The organism is Staphylococcus aureus, assembly GCF_001027105.1.
GTDB lineage: Bacteria > Bacillota > Bacilli > Staphylococcales > Staphylococcaceae > Staphylococcus > Staphylococcus aureus.
Map to the genome: position 1 here is coordinate 1205010 of NZ_CP011526.1, position 25233 is coordinate 1230242.

The 25233-nt window shown below is 32.8% G+C and carries 22 protein-coding genes; 20 read left to right on the top strand and 2 right to left on the bottom strand.

Annotated elements, in window-relative coordinates:
* Positions 1 to 139: 139 nt before the first annotated feature.
* On the bottom strand, positions 140 to 328 hold the full coding sequence (gene rpmB, locus AA076_RS06090) for a 50S ribosomal protein L28 (RefSeq protein ID WP_000517908.1): 189 nt from the start codon (positions 326 to 328) through the stop codon (positions 140 to 142).
* 442 nt (positions 329 to 770) lie between these two features.
* Between rpmB and AA076_RS06095 the strand changes: the two genes are divergently transcribed.
* The 17 genes from AA076_RS06095 (at position 771) to rplS (ending at position 19057) form a co-directional block, all read left to right on the top strand.
* On the top strand, positions 771 to 1145 hold the full coding sequence (locus AA076_RS06095) for an Asp23/Gls24 family envelope stress response protein (RefSeq protein WP_000171418.1): 375 nt from the start codon (positions 771 to 773) through the stop codon (positions 1143 to 1145).
* Between the two features lie 14 nt (positions 1146 to 1159).
* A complete protein-coding gene (gene fakA / locus AA076_RS06100; RefSeq protein WP_000623903.1) occupies positions 1160 to 2806 on the top strand; it encodes a fatty acid kinase catalytic subunit FakA in 1647 nt (548 codons plus the stop codon).
* Between the two features lie 189 nt (positions 2807 to 2995).
* Positions 2996 to 5056 (top strand): ATP-dependent DNA helicase RecG, encoded by a 2061-nt coding sequence (gene recG / locus AA076_RS06105; protein WP_001151499.1) that lies wholly within the window; start codon positions 2996 to 2998, stop codon positions 5054 to 5056.
* Between the two features lie 202 nt (positions 5057 to 5258).
* On the top strand, positions 5259 to 5831 hold the full coding sequence (gene fapR, locus AA076_RS06110) for a transcription factor FapR (RefSeq protein ID WP_001548538.1): 573 nt from the start codon (positions 5259 to 5261) through the stop codon (positions 5829 to 5831).
* A 4-nt stretch (positions 5832 to 5835) separates the two neighbouring features.
* Complete coding sequence (gene plsX / locus AA076_RS06115) at positions 5836 to 6822, top strand: phosphate acyltransferase PlsX (RefSeq protein WP_000239744.1); 987 nt, start codon at positions 5836 to 5838, stop codon at positions 6820 to 6822.
* A complete protein-coding gene (fabD, locus tag AA076_RS06120; RefSeq protein ID WP_000047348.1) occupies positions 6815 to 7741 on the top strand; it encodes an ACP S-malonyltransferase in 927 nt (308 codons plus the stop codon). The genes plsX and fabD overlap by 8 nt, the downstream gene beginning before the upstream one ends.
* Positions 7734 to 8468 carry a 3-oxoacyl-[acyl-carrier-protein] reductase gene (gene fabG, locus AA076_RS06125; protein ID WP_002871113.1) on the top strand — a complete coding sequence of 245 codons (735 nt, stop codon included), beginning with the start codon at positions 7734 to 7736 and terminating at the stop codon, positions 8466 to 8468. The genes fabD and fabG overlap by 8 nt, the downstream gene beginning before the upstream one ends.
* Before the next feature lie 242 nt (positions 8469 to 8710).
* Complete coding sequence (locus AA076_RS06135) at positions 8711 to 8944, top strand: acyl carrier protein (protein WP_000426914.1); 234 nt, start codon at positions 8711 to 8713, stop codon at positions 8942 to 8944.
* 115 nt (positions 8945 to 9059) lie between these two features.
* Positions 9060 to 9791 (top strand): ribonuclease III, encoded by a 732-nt coding sequence (rnc, locus tag AA076_RS06140; protein ID WP_000043237.1) that lies wholly within the window; start codon positions 9060 to 9062, stop codon positions 9789 to 9791.
* 146 nt (positions 9792 to 9937) lie between these two features.
* Positions 9938 to 13504, top strand: coding sequence for a chromosome segregation protein SMC (smc, locus tag AA076_RS06145; protein ID WP_000262704.1), 3567 nt, complete (start codon positions 9938 to 9940; stop codon positions 13502 to 13504).
* On the top strand, positions 13504 to 14754 hold the full coding sequence (ftsY, locus tag AA076_RS06150; RefSeq protein WP_000007683.1) for a signal recognition particle-docking protein FtsY: 1251 nt from the start codon (positions 13504 to 13506) through the stop codon (positions 14752 to 14754). Before smc ends, ftsY begins: the two co-directional genes overlap by 1 nt.
* Positions 14741 to 15073 (top strand): putative DNA-binding protein, encoded by a 333-nt coding sequence (locus AA076_RS06155; protein ID WP_000531320.1) that lies wholly within the window; start codon positions 14741 to 14743, stop codon positions 15071 to 15073. The genes ftsY and AA076_RS06155 overlap by 14 nt, the downstream gene beginning before the upstream one ends.
* 25 nt (positions 15074 to 15098) lie before the next feature.
* Positions 15099 to 16466, top strand: a complete 1368-nt coding sequence (ffh, locus tag AA076_RS06160) for a signal recognition particle protein (RefSeq protein ID WP_000863479.1) — start codon at positions 15099 to 15101, stop codon at positions 16464 to 16466.
* A gap of 434 nt (positions 16467 to 16900) precedes the next feature.
* The gene (gene rpsP, locus AA076_RS06165; RefSeq protein WP_000268754.1) at positions 16901 to 17176 is read left to right on the top strand and encodes a 30S ribosomal protein S16; all 276 of its coding nucleotides are present in this window, start codon (positions 16901 to 16903) and stop codon (positions 17174 to 17176) included.
* A 187-nt stretch (positions 17177 to 17363) separates the two neighbouring features.
* Positions 17364 to 17867: a ribosome maturation factor RimM gene (gene rimM / locus AA076_RS06170; protein WP_001261987.1), complete on the top strand. Its 504-nt coding sequence runs from the start codon at positions 17364 to 17366 to the stop codon at positions 17865 to 17867.
* A complete protein-coding gene (trmD, locus tag AA076_RS06175; protein ID WP_000687328.1) occupies positions 17867 to 18604 on the top strand; it encodes a tRNA (guanosine(37)-N1)-methyltransferase TrmD in 738 nt (245 codons plus the stop codon). Before rimM ends, trmD begins: the two co-directional genes overlap by 1 nt.
* Positions 18605 to 18706: 102 nt before the next feature.
* Positions 18707 to 19057 carry a 50S ribosomal protein L19 gene (gene rplS / locus AA076_RS06180; RefSeq protein ID WP_000181404.1) on the top strand — a complete coding sequence of 117 codons (351 nt, stop codon included), beginning with the start codon at positions 18707 to 18709 and terminating at the stop codon, positions 19055 to 19057.
* A 243-nt stretch (positions 19058 to 19300) separates the two neighbouring features.
* Here the strand turns inward: rplS and yfhO are convergent, their stop codons facing one another.
* Positions 19301 to 21907, bottom strand: coding sequence for a lipoteichoic acid-specific glycosyltransferase YfhO (gene yfhO, locus AA076_RS06190; RefSeq protein WP_000915229.1), 2607 nt, complete (start codon positions 21905 to 21907; stop codon positions 19301 to 19303).
* A gap of 400 nt (positions 21908 to 22307) precedes the next feature.
* Here yfhO and ylqF point away from each other — a divergent pair, with 400 nt between their 5' ends.
* From ylqF to sucC, 3 genes are all read left to right on the top strand, one after another.
* Positions 22308 to 23192: a ribosome biogenesis GTPase YlqF gene (gene ylqF, locus AA076_RS06195; protein ID WP_000236722.1), complete on the top strand. Its 885-nt coding sequence runs from the start codon at positions 22308 to 22310 to the stop codon at positions 23190 to 23192.
* Entirely contained in the window at positions 23176 to 23943 is a 768-nt protein-coding gene (locus AA076_RS06200) for a ribonuclease HII (RefSeq protein WP_000176394.1), read from the top strand. Before ylqF ends, AA076_RS06200 begins: the two co-directional genes overlap by 17 nt.
* Positions 23944 to 24051: 108 nt before the next feature.
* Positions 24052 to 25218 (top strand): ADP-forming succinate--CoA ligase subunit beta, encoded by a 1167-nt coding sequence (gene sucC / locus AA076_RS06205; RefSeq protein ID WP_001020801.1) that lies wholly within the window; start codon positions 24052 to 24054, stop codon positions 25216 to 25218.
* The last annotated feature ends 15 nt before the right edge of the window (positions 25219 to 25233 follow it).

Sequence of the window (25233 nt, forward strand, 5' to 3'; positions counted from 1 at the left end):
TTATATTGATAGTTCGAATTTCACTATGAACCATTATGTATTGTTTGGTAACAAAAAAAGAACTAAGAGGTTGAGCTCTTAGTTCTTAAGTAAATGTGTCCTCCACATAAGGTCACATTTTTTATGTGCAATATATTTATTAAACTCTAGTTACTTTACCAGATTTTAAAGCACGTGCAGAAACCCAAACTTTTTTAGGTTTACCGTCAACTAGGATTCTAACTTTTTGAAGGTTAGCGTTCCATCTACGTTTAGTAGAGTTTAAAGCGTGTGAACGTCTGTTACCAGTCGAAGCTTTACGACCTGTTACGAAACATTGTTTACCCATATGAGTACCTCCTTTAATAAATATAAATACACATAACTACTTATATACTTAATTAAGATAGCATAGTTTCATTTGAAAAACAATGAATAATTTTCACATAAAAGTCAAAAATACTGAGTTTTGTGATATAATTGTAGACTGTGAAGTTATGTAGTATGATATTTTAGAGAAATAAGTGAATGAAACATTTAAAATTTTTATTTAATGATACTACATCTATTAAAAGAAAACGCCTATAGATAATCGTCATGAGTGTAAATTCAGTTTACTCAAAATATAATAGGTGATTTAAGCGTAAGTCATTCTGATAAGTTGTACCATTGATATTTTATAAAAATAATCAATGAAACTTAAAGCGTTTATGACTACACTAAGTGGTAAAATTTTAAAAGTGATTAGGGAAAACGAATAATAAACTTTGAAATTTAGGAGGGACAAAGATATGACATTAGAGATTTCAAATGATTACGGTAAAATTGATATTTCAAACGAAGTGATTGCTTCGGTTGTAGGTGGAAAGGCCGTTGAATGTTATGGTATTGTAGGTATGGCATCTAGACAACAAGTTAGAGATGGTATTGCGGAAATACTAGGACATGAAAATTATGCTAAAGGCATCAAAGTAACTGAAAATAATGGCGTAGTGGATATAGATATGTACATTATTGTAAGTTACGGTGTGAAAATATCTGAAGTTGCCAATAATGTACAATCAACAGTGAAATATACTTTGGAAAAATCACTTAATGTATCAGTAAATTCAATCAATATATATGTACAAGGTGTACGTGTGAATAATACAGGCAAGAAAGCTTAGGAGGACAACTTGAAATGATTAGCAAAATTAATGGTAAATTATTTGCCGATATGATTATACAAGGGGCACAAAATTTATCTAACAATGCAGATTTGGTAGATTCTTTGAATGTGTATCCAGTGCCAGATGGTGATACAGGAACAAATATGAATCTTACTATGACTTCAGGTCGCGAAGAAGTAGAGAATAATTTGTCGAAAAATATCGGCGAATTAGGTAAAACATTCTCGAAAGGTTTACTAATGGGTGCAAGAGGTAACTCTGGTGTCATCTTGTCACAATTATTCAGAGGATTTTGTAAAAATATTGAAAGTGAATCTGAAATTAATTCAAAATTGTTAGCTGAAAGTTTTCAAGCTGGTGTTGAAACGGCATATAAAGCTGTTATGAAACCAGTTGAAGGTACAATACTTACAGTTGCAAAAGATGCTGCGCAAGCTGCAATAGAAAAAGCAAATAATACTGAAGATTGTATAGAATTAATGGAGTACATTATTGTAAAAGCCAATGAATCACTTGAAAACACACCAAACTTATTAGCTGTACTTAAAGAAGTTGGTGTTGTTGATAGTGGCGGTAAAGGTTTGTTATGCGTTTACGAAGGATTCTTAAAAGCGCTTAAAGGTGAAAAAGTTGAAGCCAAAGTTGCAAAGATAGATAAAGATGAATTTGTACATGATGAACATGATTTCCATGGTGTAATTAATACTGAAGATATTATTTATGGCTATTGTACTGAAATGATGGTTCGTTTTGGAAAGAATAAAAAAGCCTTTGATGAACAAGAATTCAGGCAAGATATGAGTCAATTTGGTGATTCTTTATTAGTCATTAATGATGAAGAAATTGTGAAAGTTCACGTGCATACCGAATACCCAGGTAAAGTGTTTAATTATGGTCAACAATATGGTGAATTAATTAAACTTAAGGTTGAAAATATGAGAGAACAGCACCGTGAAGTGATTCGAAAAGAACAGCACACAGCTAAACCGAAAATGGAAACGGTTGAAACAGCAATTATTACTATTTCTATGGGTGAAGGTATTTCAGAGATATTTAAATCAATGGGTGCCACACATATCATTAGTGGTGGACAAACGATGAATCCTTCTACAGAAGATATCGTTAAAGTCATTGAACAATCAAAATGTAAACGTGCAATTATTTTACCGAATAATAAAAATATCTTAATGGCAAGTGAACAAGCAGCGAGTATTGTTGATGCAGAAGCTGTTGTTATTCCAACGAAATCTATTCCTCAAGGTATAAGCGCACTATTCCAATATGATGTGGACGCAACACTTGAAGAAAATAAAGCGCAAATGGCTGATTCAGTAAATAACGTTAAATCTGGTTCATTAACGTACGCTGTTCGTGATACGAAAATTGATGGCGTTGAGATTAAAAAAGACGCGTTTATGGGCTTGATTGAAGATAAGATTGTAAGCAGCCAAAGTGATCAATTAACAACGGTTACTGAGTTGTTAAATGAGATGTTAGCAGAAGATAGTGAAATATTGACTGTGATTATTGGTCAAGATGCAGAGCAAGCAGTTACAGATAACATGATAAACTGGATCGAAGAGCAATATCCAGATGTAGAAGTGGAAGTTCATGAAGGTGGACAACCAATTTATCAATATTTCTTTTCAGTAGAATAAAAATTTAAAATAAAAAACTACCAATGATAAATCATCAGTTGGTAGTTTTTTATTTTGCTATTTTAGTGATATTGCGGGTTAAAAGTATCGTTCTCGAGTTGCTAACAATGTCATGTTCAACTTAGTCATGATAAAATAAATAACATACTAAATGATACGTAAAATCAAATAAAACATAGGTGATTTATTTTGGCTAAAGTAAACTTAATAGAAAGTCCATATTCTCTTTTACAATTAAAAGGTATAGGTCCTAAGAAAATAGAAGTATTGCAACAACTAAATATTCATACAGTGGAAGATCTTGTTCTTTATTTGCCAACTAGATATGAAGATAATACAGTGATTGATTTGAATCAAGCAGAAGATCAATCTAACGTTACGATAGAAGGACAAGTATATACAGCTCCAGTAGTTGCATTTTTTGGAAGAAATAAATCAAAATTAACCGTTCATTTAATGGTAAATAATATTGCTGTCAAATGTATTTTTTTCAATCAACCGTATTTAAAAAAGAAAATCGAATTAAATCAAACTATAACTGTTAAAGGTAAGTGGAATAGGGTTAAACAGGAAATTACTGGTAATAGGGTTTTCTTTAATTCACAAGGGACACAAACTCAAGAAAACGCAGATGTTCAATTAGAACCAGTCTATCGTATTAAGGAAGGTATTAAACAAAAGCAAATACGAGACCAAATTAGACAAGCGTTAAATGATGTGACAATTCATGAATGGTTAACTGATGAACTAAGAGAAAAATATAAATTAGAGACCTTGGACTTTACTTTGAACACATTACATCATCCTAAAAGTAAAGAGGATTTATTACGTGCTCGTAGAACCTATGCATTTACTGAACTGTTTTTATTCGAATTACGTATGCAATGGCTAAATAGATTAGAAAAGTCATCTGACGAAGCAATTGAAATTGATTATGACATAGACCAAGTTAAATCATTTATTGATCGTTTACCTTTTGAACTAACTGAAGCACAGAAATCCAGTGTTAATGAAATTTTTAGAGATTTAAAAGCACCAATACGTATGCATCGATTACTTCAAGGTGATGTAGGTTCAGGAAAAACAGTAGTTGCTGCAATTTGTATGTATGCGTTAAAAACTGCTGGTTATCAATCAGCATTGATGGTACCAACTGAAATTTTAGCAGAGCAACATGCTGAAAGTTTAATGGCTTTATTTGGAGATTCTATGAACGTTGCATTGTTAACTGGGTCAGTAAAAGGTAAGAAACGAAAGATACTTTTAGAACAACTTGAAAATGGTACGATTGATTGTTTAATTGGAACCCATGCTTTGATTCAAGATGATGTGATTTTCCATAATGTTGGTTTAGTAATTACAGATGAACAACATCGATTTGGTGTGAATCAACGCCAGCTTTTAAGAGAAAAAGGTGCAATGACGAATGTGTTATTTATGACAGCAACGCCGATACCAAGAACACTAGCAATATCAGTTTTTGGTGAGATGGATGTGTCTTCAATTAAACAATTACCAAAAGGTCGTAAACCTATCATTACTACTTGGGCAAAGCATGAGCAATACGATAAAGTTTTGATGCAAATGACCTCAGAGTTGAAAAAAGGTCGTCAAGCATATGTCATTTGCCCGCTAATAGAAAGTTCTGAGCATCTCGAAGATGTTCAAAATGTTGTCGCATTGTACGAGTCTTTACAACAGTATTATGGTGTTTCCCGTGTAGGGTTATTGCATGGTAAGTTATCTGCCGATGAAAAAGATGAGGTCATGCAAAAGTTTAGTAATCATGAGATAAATGTTTTAGTTTCTACTACTGTTGTTGAAGTAGGTGTTAATGTACCGAATGCAACTTTTATGATGATTTATGATGCGGATCGCTTTGGATTATCAACTTTACATCAGTTACGCGGTCGTGTAGGTAGAAGTGACCAGCAAAGTTACTGTGTTTTAATTGCATCCCCTAAAACAGAAACAGGAATTGAAAGAATGACAATTATGACACAAACAACGGATGGATTTGAATTGAGTGAACGAGACTTAGAAATGCGTGGTCCTGGAGATTTCTTTGGTGTTAAACAAAGTGGATTGCCAGATTTCTTAGTTGCCAATTTAGTTGAAGATTATCGTATGTTAGAAGTTGCTCGTGATGAAGCAGCTGAACTTATTCAATCTGGCGTATTCTTTGAAAATACGTATCAACATTTACGTCATTTTGTTGAAGAAAATTTATTACATCGTAGTTTTGACTAATTGCCATGCTGATTTGTCAATTTGAGTGCAACACTTCGTTAATTGAGTGATATGACACTTGAACTATTTAAATGTAAAGTGGTATTTTAACAATTTATAAATTTTCGACTAAATAATAGCTAAATATTACAGTTATTTGTTGAGTCGGTTAAATAGAAAGTGTTATGATATGTGAGGAATGTTTAAGACTAGGTACTAAAAAATGAGGGGTGAGACGTTGAAACTAAAGAAAGATAAACGTAGAGAAGCAATCAGACAACAAATTGATAGCAATCCCTTCATCACAGACCATGAACTAAGCGACTTATTTCAAGTGAGTATACAAACAATTCGTTTAGATCGCACTTATTTAAACATACCAGAATTAAGGAAGCGTATTAAATTAGTTGCTGAAAAGAATTATGACCAAATAAGTTCTATTGAAGAACAAGAATTTATTGGTGATTTGATTCAAGTCAATCCAAATGTTAAAGCGCAATCAATTTTAGATATTACATCGGATTCTGTTTTTCATAAAACTGGAATTGCGCGTGGTCATGTGCTGTTTGCTCAGGCAAATTCGTTATGTGTTGCGCTAATTAAGCAACCAACAGTTTTAACTCATGAGAGTAGCATTCAATTTATTGAAAAAGTAAAATTAAATGATACGGTAAGAGCAGAAGCACGAGTTGTAAATCAAACTGCAAAACATTATTACGTCGAAGTAAAGTCATATGTTAAACATACATTAGTTTTCAAAGGAAATTTTAAAATGTTTTATGATAAGCGAGGATAAAATTATGGTTAAATTAGCAATTGATATGATGGGTGGCGACAATGCGCCTGATATCGTATTAGAAGCCGTACAAAAGGCTGTTGAAGACTTTAAAGATCTAGAAATTATACTTTTCGGTGACGAAAAAAAGTATAATCTGAACCATGAACGAATCGAATTTAGACATTGTTCTGAAAAGATTGAAATGGAAGATGAGCCTGTTAGAGCGATTAAACGTAAAAAAGATAGCTCAATGGTAAAAATGGCTGAAGCTGTGAAATCTGGTGAAGCAGATGGATGTGTGTCAGCAGGTAATACTGGTGCTTTAATGTCAGCTGGTTTATTCATTGTTGGACGTATTAAAGGTGTAGCTAGACCGGCTTTAGTAGTAACATTGCCAACGATTGATGGAAAAGGTTTTGTCTTTTTAGACGTTGGTGCAAATGCTGATGCTAAACCTGAACACTTATTACAGTATGCGCAACTAGGGGATATTTATGCTCAAAAAATTAGAGGTATTGATAATCCGAAAATCTCATTATTAAATATAGGAACCGAGCCAGCTAAAGGTAATAGTTTAACGAAAAAATCATATGAGTTATTAAATCATGATCATTCATTGAATTTTGTTGGGAATATTGAAGCGAAGACATTAATGGATGGCGATACAGATGTTGTAGTTACCGATGGCTATACTGGGAACATGGTCCTTAAAAATTTAGAAGGTACTGCAAAATCAATCGGTAAAATGTTAAAAGATACGATTATGAGTAGTACTAAAAATAAATTAGCAGGTGCAATATTGAAGAAAGATTTAGCTGAATTCGCTAAAAAGATGGATTACTCAGAATACGGTGGTTCCGTATTATTAGGATTGGAAGGTACTGTAGTTAAAGCACACGGTAGTTCAAATGCTAAAGCTTTTTATTCTGCAATTAGACAAGCGAAAATCGCAGGAGAACAAAATATTGTACAAACAATGAAAGAGACTGTAGGTGAATCAAATGAGTAAAACAGCAATTATTTTTCCGGGACAAGGTGCCCAAAAAGTTGGTATGGCGCAAGATTTGTTTAACAACAATGATCAAGCAACTGAAATTTTAACTTCAGCAGCGAACACATTAGACTTTGATATTTTAGAGACAATGTTTACTGATGAAGAAGGTAAATTGGGTGAAACTGAAAACACACAACCAGCTTTATTGACGCATAGTTCGGCATTATTAGCAGCGCTAAAAAATTTGAATCCTGATTTTACTATGGGGCATAGTTTAGGTGAATATTCAAGTTTAGTTGCAGCTGACGTATTATCATTTGAAGATGCAGTTAAAATTGTTAGAAAACGTGGTCAATTAATGGCGCAAGCATTTCCTACTGGTGTAGGAAGCATGGCTGCAGTATTGGGATTAGATTTTGATAAAGTCGATGAAATTTGTAAGTCATTATCATCTGATGACAAAATAATTGAACCAGCAAACATTAATTGCCCAGGTCAAATTGTTGTTTCAGGTCACAAAGCTTTAATTGATGAGCTAGTAGAAAAAGGTAAATCATTAGGTGCAAAACGTGTCATGCCTTTAGCAGTATCTGGACCATTCCATTCATCGCTAATGAAAGTGATTGAAGAAGATTTTTCAAGTTACATTAATCAATTTGAATGGCGTGATGCTAAGTTTCCTGTAGTTCAAAATGTAAATGCGCAAGGTGAAACTGACAAAGAAGTAATTAAATCTAATATGGTCAAGCAATTATATTCACCAGTACAATTCATTAACTCAACAGAATGGCTAATAGACCAAGGTGTTGATCATTTTATTGAAATTGGTCCTGGAAAAGTTTTATCTGGCTTAATTAAAAAAATAAATAGAGATGTTAAGTTAACATCAATTCAAACTTTAGAAGATGTGAAAGGATGGAATGAAAATGACTAAGAGTGCTTTAGTAACAGGTGCATCAAGAGGAATTGGACGTAGTATTGCGTTACAATTAGCAGAAGAAGGATATAATGTAGCAGTAAACTATGCAGGCAGCAAAGAGAAAGCTGAAGCAGTAGTCAAAGAAATCAAAGCTAAAGGTGTTGACAGTTTTGCGATTCAAGCAAATGTTGCCGATGCTGATGAAGTTAAAGCAATGATTAAAGAAGTAGTTAGCCAATTTGGTTCTTTAGATGTTTTAGTAAATAATGCAGGTATTACTCGCGATAATTTATTAATGCGTATGAAAGAACAAGAGTGGGATGATGTTATTGACACAAACTTAAAAGGTGTATTTAACTGTATCCAAAAAGCAACACCACAAATGTTAAGACAACGTAGTGGTGCTATCATCAATTTATCAAGTGTTGTTGGAGCAGTAGGTAATCCGGGACAAGCAAACTATGTTGCAACAAAAGCAGGTGTTATTGGTTTAACTAAATCTGCGGCGCGTGAATTAGCATCTCGTGGTATCACTGTAAATGCAGTTGCACCTGGTTTTATTGTTTCTGATATGACAGATGCTTTAAGTGATGAGCTTAAAGAACAAATGTTGACTCAAATTCCGTTAGCACGTTTTGGTCAAGACACAGATATTGCTAATACAGTAGCGTTCTTAGCATCAGACAAAGCAAAATATATTACAGGTCAAACAATCCATGTAAATGGTGGAATGTACATGTAATATATTTGAGCTAAAGCTCATTGACGCAGTGGTTGACTGGTCATCCAATGGAGAATTGTCTGACCTAGTCAACTTTGCGGGGGAAATTCTAAGCAACCTAGATAAGGTTCCAGAATTTCTCCCTAAGAAACACTAATCAATAAATTGATAAGTGTTTCTAAAATTTCTACTTGTTTTTTAGAATTTAAAATGGGAAAATATAGTAGTCTATGTATAGGCATTTTTAAAGGAGGTGAATCGACGTGGAAAATTTCGATAAAGTAAAAGATATCATCGTTGACCGTTTAGGTGTAGACGCTGATAAAGTAACTGAAGATGCATCTTTCAAAGATGATTTAGGCGCTGACTCACTTGATATCGCTGAATTAGTAATGGAATTAGAAGACGAGTTTGGTACTGAAATTCCTGATGAAGAAGCTGAAAAAATCAACACTGTTGGTGATGCTGTTAAATTTATTAACAGTCTTGAAAAATAATAAATCTTACATCTGGGTCGTCAGTATTGTCGACTCAGTTTTTTTCTTTAATTATCAATAGTTTTAACGTAAAATTAAAGATGATTCAAGAGCAACACATAAAGGAGATAAAATAATGTCTAAACAAAAGAAAAGTGAGATAGTTAATCGTTTTAGAAAGCGCTTTGATACTAAAATGACAGAGTTAGGCTTTACTTATCAAAATATTGATTTATACCAACAAGCATTTTCGCATTCGAGTTTTATTAATGATTTTAATATGAATCGTTTAGACCATAATGAGCGTTTAGAGTTTTTGGGTGATGCGGTATTAGAATTGACGGTTTCACGATATTTATTTGATAAACATCCCAACTTGCCAGAAGGGAATTTAACAAAAATGCGTGCCACTATTGTATGTGAGCCCTCACTTGTAATATTTGCGAATAAAATTGGATTGAACGAAATGATTTTACTTGGTAAAGGTGAAGAGAAAACAGGGGGACGTACAAGACCATCATTAATATCAGATGCATTCGAAGCATTTATTGGGGCATTGTATTTGGATCAAGGACTAGATATAGTTTGGAAATTTGCTGAGAAAGTCATTTTCCCACATGTAGAACAAAATGAGTTATTAGGCGTGGTAGATTTTAAAACACAATTCCAAGAATATGTGCACCAGCAAAATAAAGGTGATGTAACCTATAATTTAATAAAAGAAGAGGGACCGGCACATCATCGTCTATTCACTTCAGAAGTTATTCTGCAAGGGGAAGCAATAGCTGAAGGTAAAGGGAAAACGAAAAAAGAATCAGAACAACGTGCTGCTGAAAGTGCCTATAAGCAATTAAAACAAATTAAATAGAAATTTATATGATACGACATATAGGTGTTCGATTTAGGATTTAAGGAAGAATTTTTAATATTTTATGGAACAACTTCGAAATTTAATATACAAATACTAAAATATCGTATACATGTGTTCTTTAAAATTGTGATAAGGAGTTTAGGATGGTTTATTTAAAATCAATAGATGCCATTGGATTTAAGTCTTTTGCAGATCAAACCAATGTTCAATTCGATAAAGGTGTAACTGCAATTGTTGGTCCAAATGGAAGCGGTAAAAGTAATATTACAGATGCTATTAAATGGGTGTTGGGTGAACAATCGGCTAAATCATTACGTGGCTCAAAAATGGAAGATATTATCTTCTCAGGTGCAGAACATCGCAAAGCTCAAAATTATGCTGAAGTACAGTTAAGATTAGATAATCATTCTAAAAAGCTCAGTGTTGATGAAAACGAAGTTATTGTAACAAGAAGATTGTATCGAAGTGGTGAAAGTGAGTACTACATAAATAATGACCGTGCAAGATTAAAAGATATTGCCGATTTATTTTTAGATTCTGGATTGGGAAAAGAAGCGTATAGCATTATCTCGCAAGGTAGAGTTGATGAAATACTAAATGCTAAACCAATTGATAGACGTCAAATTATTGAAGAATCGGCTGGTGTACTTAAATATAAAAAACGTAAGGCTGAATCATTAAATAAACTTGACCAAACAGAAGATAATTTAACGAGAGTAGAAGACATTTTATATGATTTGGAAGGTCGCGTAGAACCTCTAAAAGAGGAGGCAGCTATAGCTAAAGAATATAAGACACTTTCACATCAAATGAAACATAGTGACATTGTAGTTACAGTGCACGATATTGATCAATATACAAATGACAATAGACAATTAGATCAACGTTTAAATGATTTACAAGGCCAACAAGCAAATAAAGAAGCTGACAAGCAACGTTTAAGCCAACAAATTCAACAATATAAAGGTAAACGTCATCAACTTGATAATGATGTTGAATCGCTTAATTATCAATTAGTAAAAGCTACGGAAGCCTTTGAAAAATATACGGGACAATTAAATGTTTTGGAAGAACGTAAGAAAAATCAATCTGAAACAAATGCACGATATGAAGAAGAACAAGAAAATTTAATGGAGCTTTTAGAAAATATATCAAATGAGATTTCTGAAGCTCAAGATACTTATAAGTCTCTGAAAAGTAAACAAAAAGAACTCAATGCTGTCATTCGTGAACTTGAAGAACAACTATATGTTTCAGACGAAGCACATGATGAAAAATTGGAAGAAATTAAAAACGAATACTATACATTAATGTCAGAGCAATCAGATGTTAACAATGATATTCGTTTTTTAAAGCATACTATAGAAGAGAATGAGGCTAAAAAATCAAGACTAGATTCTCGATTAGTTGAAGTTTTTGAGCAATTGAAAGATATTCAGGGTCAAATAAAAACGACAAAAAAAGAATATCAACAGACCAACAAAGAACTTTCTGCTGTAGATAAAGAAATTAAAAATATAGAAAAAGACCTCACTGATACAAAAAAAGCACAAAATGAATACGAAGAGAAATTGTATCAAGCATATCGATATACCGAAAAAATGAAAACACGTATTGATAGTTTGGCAACGCAAGAGGAAGAATATACTTATTTTTTCAATGGCGTCAAACATATTTTGAAAGCTAAAAATAAAGAATTAAAGGGTATTTATGGTGCAGTTGCGGAAATTATTGATGTGCCATCTAAATTAACTCAGGCAATTGAAACAGCATTAGGTGCTTCATTACAACATGTCATTGTAGATTCAGAAAAAGATGGACGCCAGGCTATTCAATTTTTAAAAGAACGTAATTTAGGTCGTGCGACGTTTTTACCATTAAATGTTATACAGAGTAGAGTGGTAGCGACTGATATTAAATCTATTGCTAAAGAGGCAAACGGATTTATTAGTATCGCTTCGGAAGCAGTTAAAGTAGCACCAGAATATCAAAATATTATCGGGAATTTATTAGGTAATACGATTATCGTTGATCATTTAAAGCATGCAAATGAATTGGCACGTGCGATTAAATATCGAACTCGTATTGTTACTTTGGAAGGTGATATTGTAAATCCTGGTGGTTCTATGACTGGTGGTGGCGCTCGTAAGTCAAAAAGTATTCTGTCTCAAAAAGACGAGTTGACAACAATGAGACACCAATTAGAAGATTACTTGCGTCAAACAGAATCATTTGAACAACAATTTAAAGAGTTGAAGATAAAAAGTGATCAATTAAGTGAACTGTATTTTGAAAAAAGTCAAAAGCATAATACACTTAAAGAGCAAGTGCATCATTTTGAAATGGAGCTCGATAGATTAACTACACAAGAAACACAAATAAAAAATGATCATGAAGAATTCGAATTTGAAAAAAATGATGGTTATACGAGTGACAAAAGTCGACAAACTTTGAGTGAAAAAGAAACTTATCTAGAAAGTATTAAAGCATCTTTAAAACGACTAGAAGATGAAATTGAACGCTACACAAAACTTTCTAAAGAAGGTAAGGAAAGCGTTACTAAAACACAACAAACCTTACATCAGAAACAATCTGATCTTGCTGTGGTTAAAGAGCGTATTAAAACACAACAACAGACAATAGATCGATTAAATAATCAAAATCAACAAACTAAACATCAATTAAAAGATGTTAAAGAAAAAATTGCATTCTTTAATTCGGATGAAGTGATGGGCGAACAAGCTTTTCAAAATATTAAAGATCAAATTAATGGTCAACAAGAAACGAGAACACGCTTATCAGATGAATTAGATAAATTGAAACAACAACGTATTGAGTTGAATGAACAAATCGATGCGCAAGAAGCTAAACTACAAGTTTGTCACCAAGATATTTTAGCTATCGAAAATCACTACCAAGATATTAAAGCTGAACAATCAAAGCTAGATGTATTAATTCATCATGCGATAGATCATTTAAATGATGAATATCAATTGACTGTTGAACGTGCGAAATCTGAATATACGAGTGATGAATCGATTGACGCATTACGTAAAAAAGTTAAGTTAATGAAGATGTCGATTGATGAACTAGGTCCTGTAAACTTAAATGCAATTGAACAATTTGAAGAGTTAAATGAACGTTATACATTTTTAAGTGAACAACGTACAGATCTTCGTAAAGCTAAAGAAACATTAGAGCAAATTATAAGTGAAATGGATCAAGAGGTTACTGAAAGATTTAAAGAAACTTTCCATGCTATTCAAGGACATTTTACAGCTGTGTTCAAACAATTGTTTGGTGGAGGCGATGCAGAATTGCAATTAACTGAAGCCGATTATTTAACAGCTGGTATTGATATTGTGGTACAACCACCGGGTAAAAAGTTGCAACATTTATCGTTACTGAGTGGTGGTGAGCGTGCATTAACTGCTATTGCTTTACTATTTGCAATTTTAAAAGTAAGATCTGCACCTTTTGTTATATTAGATGAGGTTGAAGCTGCACTAGATGAAGCAAATGTTATTAGATACGCAAAATATTTAAATGAGTTATCAGACGAAACACAATTCATTGTTATTACACACCGTAAAGGAACAATGGAATTTGCAGATAGGTTATACGGTGTAACAATGCAAGAATCAGGTGTTACTAAACTTGTGAGTGTGAATTTAAATACAATAGATGATGTGTTGAAGGAGGAGCAATAATGAGCTTTTTTAAACGCTTAAAAGATAAGTTTGCAACAAATAAAGAAAATGAAGAAGTTAAATCCTTAACAGAAGAACAAGGTCAAGACAAATTAGAAGATACACATTCTGAAGGTTCAACGCAGGACGCAAATGATTTAGCAGAAAATGCTGAAGTGAAAAAGAAGCCACGCAAGTTGAGTGAAGCGGATTTTGATGACGATGGCTTAATATCAATTGAAGATTTTGAAGAAATTGAAGCTCAAAAAATGGGTGCTAAATTTAAAGCAGGACTCGAAAAATCTCGTCAAAATTTCCAAGAACAATTAAATAATTTGATAGCGAGATATCGTAAAGTAGATGAAGACTTTTTTGAAGCTTTAGAAGAAATGTTAATCACTGCAGACGTCGGTTTTAATACAGTGATGACGTTAACTGAAGAATTACGTATGGAAGCACAACGACGTAATATTCAAGATACTGAAGATTTGCGTGAAGTCATTGTTGAAAAAATCGTAGAGATTTACCATCAAGAAGATGATAATTCAGAAGCTATGAACTTAGAAGATGGTCGTTTAAATGTCATTTTAATGGTTGGTGTGAATGGTGTTGGTAAAACAACAACAATTGGAAAATTAGCTTACCGATATAAAATGGAAGGTAAAAAAGTAATGTTAGCTGCGGGCGATACTTTTAGAGCGGGTGCTATTGATCAATTGAAAGTTTGGGGCGAACGTGTTGGTGTAGACGTAATTAGCCAAAGTGAAGGTTCTGATCCAGCTGCTGTTATGTATGATGCGATTAATGCCGCTAAAAACAAAGGTGTTGATATTTTAATCTGTGATACCGCTGGACGTTTACAAAATAAAACAAATCTAATGCAAGAATTAGAAAAAGTTAAGCGTGTAATTAATCGAGCAGTGCCAGATGCGCCTCATGAAGCATTACTATGTTTAGATGCTACAACTGGTCAGAATGCGTTGTCACAAGCTAGAAACTTTAAAGAAGTAACAAATGTTACAGGTATTGTATTAACGAAATTAGATGGTACAGCCAAAGGTGGTATCGTATTAGCCATTCGTAATGAATTGCACATCCCAGTTAAATATGTAGGTTTAGGTGAGCAATTAGATGACTTACAACCATTTAACCCTGAAAGTTATGTCTACGGCTTATTCGCTGATATGATTGAACAAAATGAAGAAATAACAACAGTTGAAAATGATCAAATTGTAACAGAAGAAAAGGACGATAATCATGGGTCAAAATGATTTAGTTAAAACGTTACGAATGAATTATTTGTTTGATTTTTATCAATCCTTATTGACGAATAAACAACGTAATTATTTGGAATTATTTTATCTTGAAGATTATTCTTTAAGTGAAATCGCAGATACTTTTAATGTGAGTAGACAAGCAGTTTATGATAATATAAGAAGAACTGGCGATTTAGTTGAAGATTATGAAAAGAAATTGGAATTATACCAGAAATTTGAGCAACGCCGAGAAATATATGATGAAATGAAACAACATTTAAGTAATCCAGAACAAATACAACGTTATATTCAACAATTAGAAGACTTAGAATAGATATAAATTGAGGGAGGACATCGATATGGCATTTGAAGGGTTATCAGAACGCTTGCAAGCGACGATGCAAAAAATGCGTGGTAAGGGTAAACTTACTGAAGCTGATATAAAGATAATGATGCGTGAAGTAAGATTAGCGTTACTTGAGGCTGACGTAAACTTTAAAGTGGTAAAAGAATTTATTAAAACAGTATCAGAACGCGCATTAGGTTCCGATGTAATGCAATCATTAACACCAGGGCAACAAGTTATTAAAATAGTTCAAGATGAATTAACGCAGTTGATGGGTGGAGAAAATACGTCGATTAATATGTCAAATAAACCACCTACTGTTGTTATGATGGTTGGTTTACAAGGTGCTGGTAAAACAACAACTGCAGGTAAATTAGCATTATTGATGCGTAAAAAATACAACAAAAAACCTATGTTAGTTGCAGCAGATATTTATCGTCCAGCAGCGATAAATCAATTACAAACAGTAGGGAAACAAATTGATATTCCTGTATACAGTGAAGGAGATCAAGTAAAGCCACAACAAATTGTAACTAATGCATTAAAACATGCTAAAGAAGAACATTTAGACTTTGTAATCATTGATACAGCAGGTCGATTACACATCGATGAAGCATTGATGAACGAATTAAAAGAAGTAAAAGACATTGCTAAACCAAACGAAATTATGTTAGTTGTCGATTCAATGACGGGTCAAGATGCTGTCAATGTTGCAGAATCTTTTGACGATCAACTTGATGTCACAGGTGTTACCTTAACTAAATTAGATGGTGATACACGTGGTGGTGCAGCTTTATCTATTCGTTCGGTGACACAAAAACCAATTAAATTTGTTGGTATGAGTGAAAAGTTAGATGGTTTAGAGCTATTCCATCCTGAACGTATGGCATCACGTATTTTAGGTATGGGTGATGTGTTAAGTTTAATTGAAAAAGCGCAACAAGATGTGGATCAAGAAAAAGCAAAAGATTTAGAGAAAAAGATGCGTGAGTCATCGTTTACTTTAGATGATTTTTTAGAACAACTTGATCAGGTGAAAAATCTAGGACCACTGGATGATATTATGAAAATGATTCCAGGTATGAATAAAATGAAAGGGCTAGATAAGCTTAATATGAGTGAAAAGCAAATTGATCATATTAAAGCGATTATCCAGTCAATGACGCCGGCTGAAAGAAACAATCCAGACACATTGAATGTATCACGTAAAAAGCGTATTGCTAAAGGGTCTGGTCGTTCATTACAAGAAGTCAATCGTTTGATGAAACAATTTAACGATATGAAGAAAATGATGAAACAGTTCACTGGTGGCGGTAAAGGTAAAAAAGGTAAACGCAATCAAATGCAAAATATGTTAAAAGGTATGAATTTACCGTTTTAATGTTTAATATAACACGCTGATTTTTGTTGCAATGAGATGTGCATCCCGAAAGTTATACTAAAGAATATAACTTTATGGGGTGCATATTTTTAGATACACAATAATAATTAAAAACTGAAATTGCTGATTTGCTAGAACATGAGGTTATTGTTGCTAATATTAATAAGTTATATTGGGGGAACGTGTGCGGTAGAAGTGGTACCATTCATGTCCTTACGAGATAAATTAACTTAACACGTAGGTGGTGAAATTTACTATGAATTTTTATAACCTATTAACAGTCTAATTTAGTAATCACATAGTTATTATTGTAAGAAAAAGGTTCAATAATTTTCCTGGTAAAGAAAAAACTCTTTACAAACATTCATACACCTGTTAATATTATTTCTTGTAGAAAATAAAAATTAAAACATGACTTAAAGGAGATTTTATAAATGGCAGTTAAAATTCGTTTAACACGTTTAGGTTCAAAAAGAAATCCATTCTATCGTATCGTAGTAGCAGATGCTCGTTCTCCACGTGACGGACGTATCATCGAACAAATCGGTACTTATAACCCAACGAGCGCTAATGCTCCAGAAATTAAAGTTGACGAAGCGTTAGCTTTAAAATGGTTAAATGATGGTGCGAAACCAACTGATACAGTTCACAATATCTTATCAAAAGAAGGTATTATGAAAAAATTTGACGAACAAAAGAAAGCTAAGTAATTTAGCGTAAAATTGTTCTAACAATAAGAATAACTCGTTTACACTGACAGTTATTACTCAATGATACGTTGGGAATATCACATGTTAGTAATATAGAACGTATTGGGTACCATAATGGTGCCCTTTTTCTTTGAATTATTTTCAATTAAAATAGAAGTGTTCAAAGCATAGAGTTGGAGGTAATAGAATGAGAGTTGAAGTTGGTCAAATTGTTAACACACATGGTATTAAAGGTGAAATTAAAGTAAAATCCAATTCAGACTTTACAGACGTTCGTTTTCAACCCGGTCAAGTGCTGACAGTTGTGCATAACAATAACGACCTTGAATATACTGTTAAGTCACATAGAGTGCATAAAGGGCTTCATATGCTTACATTTGAAGGTATTAATAATATTAATGATATTGAGCATTTAAAAGGGAGTTCTATTTATCAAGAGCGTGATCATGAAGATATCGTACTTGAGGAAAATGAATTTTATTATTCAGATATTATAGGATGTACAGTTTTTGATGATCAAGAAACACCAATAGGTCGTGTAATTAATATATTTGAAACAGGTGCGAATGATGTGTGGGTGATTAAAGGATCTAAAGAATATTTGATTCCTTATATTGCTGATGTTGTAAAAGAAGTGGATGTTGAAAATAAAAAAATTATCATCACGCCAATGGAAGGATTGTTGGATTAATGAAAATTGATTATTTAACTTTATTTCCTGAAATGTTTGATGGTGTTTTAAATCATTCAATTATGAAACGTGCCCAAGAAAACAATAAATTACAAATCAATACGGTTAATTTTAGAGATTATGCAATTAACAAGCACAACCAAGTAGATGATTATCCGTATGGTGGCGGACAAGGTATGGTGTTAAAGCCTGAACCTGTTTTTAATGCGATGGAAGACTTAGATGTCACAGAACAAACACGCGTTATTTTAATGTGTCCACAAGGCGAGCCATTTTCACATCAGAAAGCTGTTGAATTAAGCAAGGCCGACCACATCGTTTTCATATGCGGACATTATGAAGGTTACGATGAACGTATCCGAACACATCTTGTCACAGATGAAATATCAATGGGTGACTATGTTTTAACTGGTGGAGAATTGCCAGCGATGACCATGACTGATGCTATTGTTAGACTGATTCCAGGTGTTTTAGGTAATGAACAGTCACATCAAGACGATTCATTTTCAGATGGGTTATTAGAGTTTCCGCAATATACACGTCCGCGTGAATTTAAGGGTCTAACAGTTCCAGATGTTTTATTGTCTGGAAATCATGCCAATATTGATGCATGGAGACATGAGCAAAAGTTGATCCGCACATATAATAAAAGACCTGACTTAATTGAAAAATATCCATTAACTAATGCAGATAAGCAAATATTAGAAAGATATAAAATAGGATTGAAAAAAGGTTAGTATTGTGCTAACATAATCTGAGTGTGGAAACACTAAAATCACTATGATCCGCTGCTATATATTTGTCGAGGCAAGAACATAGGTTGAAGAGGAGAATTTATAATGACAAATCACAAATTAATCGAAGCAGTAACTAAATCACAATTACGTACAGACTTACCAAGTTTCCGTCCTGGTGATACTTTACGTGTACACGTACGTATCATTGAGGGTACTCGTGAGCGTATCCAAGTATTCGAAGGCGTTGTAATTAAACGTCGTGGCGGTGGCGTTTCTGAAACGTTTACAGTTCGTAAAATTTCATCAGGTGTTGGCGTGGAACGTACATTCCCATTACACACACCAAAAATTGAAAAAATCGAAGTTAAACGTCGTGGTAAAGTACGTCGTGCTAAATTATATTACTTACGTAGTTTACGTGGTAAAGCTGCTAGAATCCAAGAAATTCGTTAATCAGCATTTAAACAAAGCTATGTATGAGTCAAATTCGACTCAAACAATAAAGCCATCTAGGTCACTTTTATGGAGTGATATAGATGGCTTTTTTTGCTGTTTAGTTAATGTAAAGTTGATAATGTAATTGTTTATTCCTTCTCTATTCATAACGTGTTTGCTCAAAATGGTTATATAAACAAAAATCTACTAAGTGCCATTGAAAAGGACTTAGTAGATTTATTAAATATATGCGTAGCAACATTATTTTTGTCTTGCCCATCTCGTGAAAATAATACTACATATAATGCCAAATATAGTAATTGTTATAAGTAAATAATAGTATGGTGGGGTATAGCTCAATTGAATCTTTGTTATATTTTTAGGTGCTTTAATGCCGGTCATAACACCATTTACTTGTTCAACTTTAAGACTTTGATCACCTGATGTCGCTTTCATACCTTGATTATATGCTGTTGGCAAAACAATATACCCAGATGAATTTTTATTTTTAGTAATAGTATAACCATGCTTTGTCTTACTAACTTTGACAGCTTCTAATGAATTTGAAGCGTCTTTAAGCGTGGTATAATCTTCGCCGTATATCCCTTTTAAATTTACTCGATACTTACCTTTAGGCAATGATAATCTAATTCTATCTGGAGCTTTAATGCGTATCGTTACGGGTGTTACAACGCGTCGATATTTATAAGTGAGTTTATTTCTTTCTTGTGTATATTCATTCACTTTAACATCATGAGCTTTATCCGGCGAAAGTAATTCTAAATCCATTTCAAAATACAAATCTTTAAATTGATTAGAAACTGATTTTGGCAACTGTACAGTTAGACCACCATTATTTTGTTTAACTTGTAATAAATGTTTTGTAGGAGATTGCCAGGCTGCACTATTTAATTTAATTGTTGAATCTGATAGTAAATTTTTATTGGCTTTAAAATGTGTATTAACATCTTTAATATTGTTAGAAACAATCCCTTGCAACATTGCTTGTTCTTTATCTAATGGAGATTTTAATTCTTTATTGGAAAAGACCTTATTTGTAATATGTGCACTTGGATAATGGATGGTATTTTTAGAATGAATCCAACGAACTTTATTGTCTTTGTGTTCAGACTTAATTTTAAATCCATATGGTAAGTTGTCATCATGATTCACTCTAATTCGATCATTAACATTCCAAAGTGATAGTAAATTTTGACGATTGCCAAGTAATCTATAAGTGCTGTTTTTATCGATTGGCATATTAATTTGGAGTGTCTTGTCATAATATTTTAAAATGTCTCCATTAAAAATACTAGAATATAATGAAATGCCATTATAATGATATATAAATGGTGAATTTAATGCATAGTCTGACATATAATCAATGCGATTAAATGAGCCTGTTGCATTTTGATTTATCTTTTTTATAAGCTGGTTTACATAGTTACTATGGTAATCATGTTGTTTCAACGTTGATAATGATTGTTGATAAGGTTTGATTGCCATGTTTTTGTTGTTATCTAAAATGACGATTTGTTGAATCATAACGATTAATACTAATATTGCAACGGTTAATTTTTTATAACGCCATAAACTAAATTTTAAAATAACGGCAAGCACTATTAGCAGGATAATACCTACTATAAGTGCAAGTGGGTGTGTCGGTGATAGTAATACATAAAGTATTGCGATGATGCATACGGGTATTGTTCTGATTAAATAATATTTCATATTTAATGTTGATAAATGTTGAATAAACAATCCGCAAAGAGCACTTGATGATAGTGCTAAGATATACACCCAACGCCTTTCTGGAAATGAAAAACCATTAAAAGCACTGTCGAAATACTGTGATAATGAACCTATAAATAATATCCATGTTACTATTGCGAAAAGTCTATAAAAGTAAAAACGATACAGTTTGAATGACAATAATGCAACGATAGTAAGAATTGAAATCGTAATATAAAATCCATCGCTAAAGAAAAAATAATGATAATCAAGTGGTGTCAAAAACGGTATATCAACATTGGGATTTTGCTTTCTGTCATTTTCCAAAAACGCAGAAATGCCAGTGAATAAACCAAATACACTTGATAACACACTCAAAACTGTAGCAGATATGACGCAAATTAATTTTTGTGTTCTAGAGACAATGTCATATTTGTAAGTGAAAATGAGTCGATATAAATAGTAGCAACCTATAATAATAGCTTGATAATAACTGAAATAAAAATTGCTAAATAGTGTTAAGGCTATCGCAACAATGAAAATACCGATTTTGCGTTGTTGAAAATATCTTTCCAAACCAAGAATCGATAATGGCAATAAATATAATAAATTTCCATAAAATGACCAAGTAAAATTAAAGTATATAACGACAGTTGACATGCCGTATAAAATCGTAGCGATCATATTTGCTGAGCGTTTAAAGTGTAATATTTTAAATAAGTAGAAGGTCACGACAAATGTTATGATAGCTCGTATCATAGCCATAATAAGTTGGTTTGTCGGCCAAAAATGTATTGTCGTCGGATTAAATATACCAACCGTTTCTCCTATTTTAATGAATAGAAAATTTAGCCACATTAAAGGTGACAGCGAATAATAATATGATAGTCCTTTCATATAATCGCCACCTAATCCAAACGATGCATCATATAAACTAGAAAAACTACGTAGATGTTCATACAAATACATTTGAAATGGCATCATTTGACGGAATCCATCTCCAGCCCCGCTAAAAACAGTACCATTCACAATATAATCATAGATATGAGTAGAAAATAAAATAAGCGTTAATATTACACTAATGAAAGTTATAACAAAGAATTGTTTGACGTTTGAATTTAGCCACTTTTTTAACACAACATTATCCTCAACTTTCAAATTTAAAATTAAGTTTAACTGAAACTAAAGTTAATGAGGTTCTTGATAGGTAAAGACGAAGATGACTGTGGAACAGATACCTTATCATAGTTACTTAAACTTTGGATCATTTTCAGTTTATCATTAAACAAATATATTGAATAATAAAAATGTCATACTGATAAAGATGAATGTCACTTAATAAGTAACTTAGATTTAACAAATGATGATTTTTAATTGTAGAAAACTTGAAATAATCACTTATACCTAAATCTAAAGCATTGTTAAGAAGTGTGACAATGTTAAAATAAATATAGTTGAATTAATGAATTTGTTCTATAATTAACAGGTTATAGATTTTAATAATGAGAAAAGAATTGACGAAAGTAAGGTGAATTGAATGGTTATTCAATGGTATCCAGGACATATGGCGAAAGCCAAAAGAGAAGTAAGTGAACAATTAAAAAAAGTAGATGTAGTGTTTGAACTAGTAGATGCAAGAATTCCATATAGTTCAAGAAACCCTATGATAGATGAAGTTATTAACCAAAAACCACGTGTTGTTATATTAAATAAAAAAGATATGTCTAATTTAAATGAGATGTCAAAATGGGAACAATTTTTTATTGATAAAGGATACTATCCTGTATCAGTGGATGCTAAGCACGGTAAAAATTTAAAGAAAGTGGAAGCTGCAGCAATTAAGGCGACTGCTGAAAAATTTGAACGCGAAAAAGCGAAAGGACTTAAACCTAGAGCGATAAGAGCAATGATCGTTGGAATTCCAAATGTTGGTAAATCCACATTAATAAATAAACTGGCAAAGCGTAGTATTGCGCAGACTGGTAATAAACCAGGTGTGACCAAACAACAACAATGGATTAAAGTTGGTAATGCATTACAACTATTAGACACACCAGGGATACTTTGGCCTAAATTTGAAGATGAAGAAGTCGGTAAGAAGTTGAGTTTAACTGGTGCGATAAAAGATAGTATTGTGCACTTAGATGAAGTTGCCATCTATGGATTAAACTTTTTAATTCAAAATGATTTAGCGCGATTAAAGTCACATTATAATATTGAAGTTCCTGAAGATGCAGAAATCATAGCGTGGTTTGATGCGATAGGGAAAAAACGTGGCTTAATTCGACGTGGTAATGAAATTGATTACGAAGCAGTCATTGAACTGATTATTTATGATATTCGAAATGCTAAAATAGGAAATTATTGTTTTGATATTTTTAAAGATATGACTGAGGAATTAGCAAATGACGCTAACAATTAAAGAAGTTACGCAGTTGATTAATGCGGTTAATACAATAGAAGAATTAGAAAATCATGAATGCTTTTTAGATGAGCGAAAAGGTGTTCAAAATGCCATAGCTAGGCGCAGAAAAGCGTTAGAAAAAGAACAAGCTTTAAAAGAAAAGTATGTTGAAATGACTTACTTTGAAAATGAAATATTAAAAGAGCATCCTAATGCTATTATTTGTGGGATTGATGAAGTTGGAAGAGGACCTTTAGCAGGTCCAGTCGTTGCATGCGCAACAATTTTAAATTCAAATCACAATTATTTGGGCCTTGATGACTCGAAAAAAGTACCTGTTACGAAACGTCTAGAATTAAATGAAGCACTAAAAAATGAAGTTACTGCTTTTGCATATGGGATCGCGACAGCTGAAGAAATAGATGAATTTAATATTTATAAAGCTACTCAAATCGCCATGCAGCGAGCTATTGATGGATTATCAGTACAACCAACGCATTTATTGATAGACGCGATGACGCTTGATAATGCACTGCCTCAAGTATCTTTAATCAAGGGTGATGCAAGAAGTGTGTCCATTGCAGCTGCAAGTATCATGGCAAAGGTTTTTCGTGATGATTATATGACACAGTTATCTAAAGATTATCCTGAATATGGTTTTGAAAAAAACGCGGGTTACGGTACCAAACAACATTTACTAGCAATCGATGATATTGGCATTATGAAAGAGCATAGAAAAAGCTTTGAACCTATAAAATCGTTACTGTAAATCGTAAAATTCAATTAAATGATAAAAAAGTAGCATTTAAGTTTACAATAGCGCTTACATTTTTTATAATTGTAAGGGAACTTAACCTAAGTAACAGGAGGATGGAAGATGAATATCCACGAGTATCAAGGTAAAGAAATATTTCGTTCAATGGGCGTTGCAGTTCCAGAAGGACGAGTAGCATTTACTGCTGAAGAAGCGGTGGAGAAAGCAAAAGAATTAAATTCTGATGTTTATGTTGTAAAAGCACAAATTCATGCTGGAGGTAGAGGTAAAGCAGGCGGAGTAAAAATTGCTAAATCTTTATCTGAGGTAGAAACATATGCAAAAGAATTATTAGGGAAAACTTTGGTGACACATCAAACTGGTCCAGAAGGTAAAGAAATTAAGCGTTTATATATCGAAGAAGGTTGTGCTATTCAAAAAGAATATTACGTTGGATTCGTTATTGATCGTGCGACTGACCAAGTAACATTGATGGCGTCTGAAGAAGGGGGCACTGAGATTGAAGAAGTTGCTGCGAAGACTCCTGAAAAGATCTTCAAAGAAACTATCGATCCAGTAATCGGACTTTCACCATTCCAAGCAAGACGAATTGCGTTTAATATTAATATTCCTAAAGAATCTGTTAACAAAGCTGCTAAATTCTTATTAGCACTTTATAATGTATTCATTGAAAAAGATTGTTCAATCGTAGAAATCAACCCATTAGTTACAACAGCTGATGGTGATGTATTGGCATTAGATGCTAAAATTAATTTTGATGATAATGCATTATTCAGACATAAAGATGTTGTAGAATTACGTGATTTAGAAGAAGAAGATCCGAAAGAGATTGAAGCGTCTAAACATGATTTATCATACATTGCATTAGATGGTGACATCGGATGTATGGTTAATGGTGCAGGTTTAGCCATGGCAACAATGGATACGATTAATCATTTCGGTGGAAACCCAGCCAATTTCTTAGATGCAGGCGGAAGCGCTACTAGAGAAAAAGTAACTGAAGCATTTAAAATCATTTTAGGTGATGAAAATGTTAAAGGTATTTTTGTAAACATTTTCGGTGGCATTATGAAATGTGATGTTATCGCAGAAGGTATCGTTGAAGCTGTAAAAGAAGTAGATTTAACTTTACCACTAGTTGTACGCCTAGAAGGTACAAATGTTGAGTTAGGTAAAAAAATCTTAAAAGACTCAGGATTAGCAATTGAACCAGCAGCAACAATGGCTGAAGGTGCACAAAAAATTGTTAAACTAGTCAAAGAAGCATAAGGAAAGGATGGGAGC

Coding starts and splice junctions, on each gene's coding strand:
- rnc (WP_000043237.1), top strand. CDS start 9,060: ATGTCTAAACAAAAGAAAAGTGAGATAGTTAATCGTTTTAGAAAGCGC.
- plsX (WP_000239744.1), top strand. CDS start 5,836: ATGGTTAAATTAGCAATTGATATGATGGGTGGCGACAATGCGCCTGAT.
- rimM (WP_001261987.1), top strand. CDS start 17,364: ATGAGAGTTGAAGTTGGTCAAATTGTTAACACACATGGTATTAAAGGT.
- rpmB (WP_000517908.1), bottom strand. CDS start 328: ATGGGTAAACAATGTTTCGTAACAGGTCGTAAAGCTTCGACTGGTAAC.
- fabG (WP_002871113.1), top strand. CDS start 7,734: ATGACTAAGAGTGCTTTAGTAACAGGTGCATCAAGAGGAATTGGACGT.
- smc (WP_000262704.1), top strand. CDS start 9,938: ATGGTTTATTTAAAATCAATAGATGCCATTGGATTTAAGTCTTTTGCA.
- rplS (WP_000181404.1), top strand. CDS start 18,707: ATGACAAATCACAAATTAATCGAAGCAGTAACTAAATCACAATTACGT.
- trmD (WP_000687328.1), top strand. CDS start 17,867: ATGAAAATTGATTATTTAACTTTATTTCCTGAAATGTTTGATGGTGTT.
- AA076_RS06200 (WP_000176394.1), top strand. CDS start 23,176: ATGACGCTAACAATTAAAGAAGTTACGCAGTTGATTAATGCGGTTAAT.
- AA076_RS06155 (WP_000531320.1), top strand. CDS start 14,741: ATGGGTCAAAATGATTTAGTTAAAACGTTACGAATGAATTATTTGTTT.
- ftsY (WP_000007683.1), top strand. CDS start 13,504: ATGAGCTTTTTTAAACGCTTAAAAGATAAGTTTGCAACAAATAAAGAA.
- sucC (WP_001020801.1), top strand. CDS start 24,052: ATGAATATCCACGAGTATCAAGGTAAAGAAATATTTCGTTCAATGGGC.
- fabD (WP_000047348.1), top strand. CDS start 6,815: ATGAGTAAAACAGCAATTATTTTTCCGGGACAAGGTGCCCAAAAAGTT.
- AA076_RS06095 (WP_000171418.1), top strand. CDS start 771: ATGACATTAGAGATTTCAAATGATTACGGTAAAATTGATATTTCAAAC.
- fakA (WP_000623903.1), top strand. CDS start 1,160: ATGATTAGCAAAATTAATGGTAAATTATTTGCCGATATGATTATACAA.
- rpsP (WP_000268754.1), top strand. CDS start 16,901: ATGGCAGTTAAAATTCGTTTAACACGTTTAGGTTCAAAAAGAAATCCA.
- fapR (WP_001548538.1), top strand. CDS start 5,259: ATGAGGGGTGAGACGTTGAAACTAAAGAAAGATAAACGTAGAGAAGCA.
- ylqF (WP_000236722.1), top strand. CDS start 22,308: ATGGTTATTCAATGGTATCCAGGACATATGGCGAAAGCCAAAAGAGAA.
- ffh (WP_000863479.1), top strand. CDS start 15,099: ATGGCATTTGAAGGGTTATCAGAACGCTTGCAAGCGACGATGCAAAAA.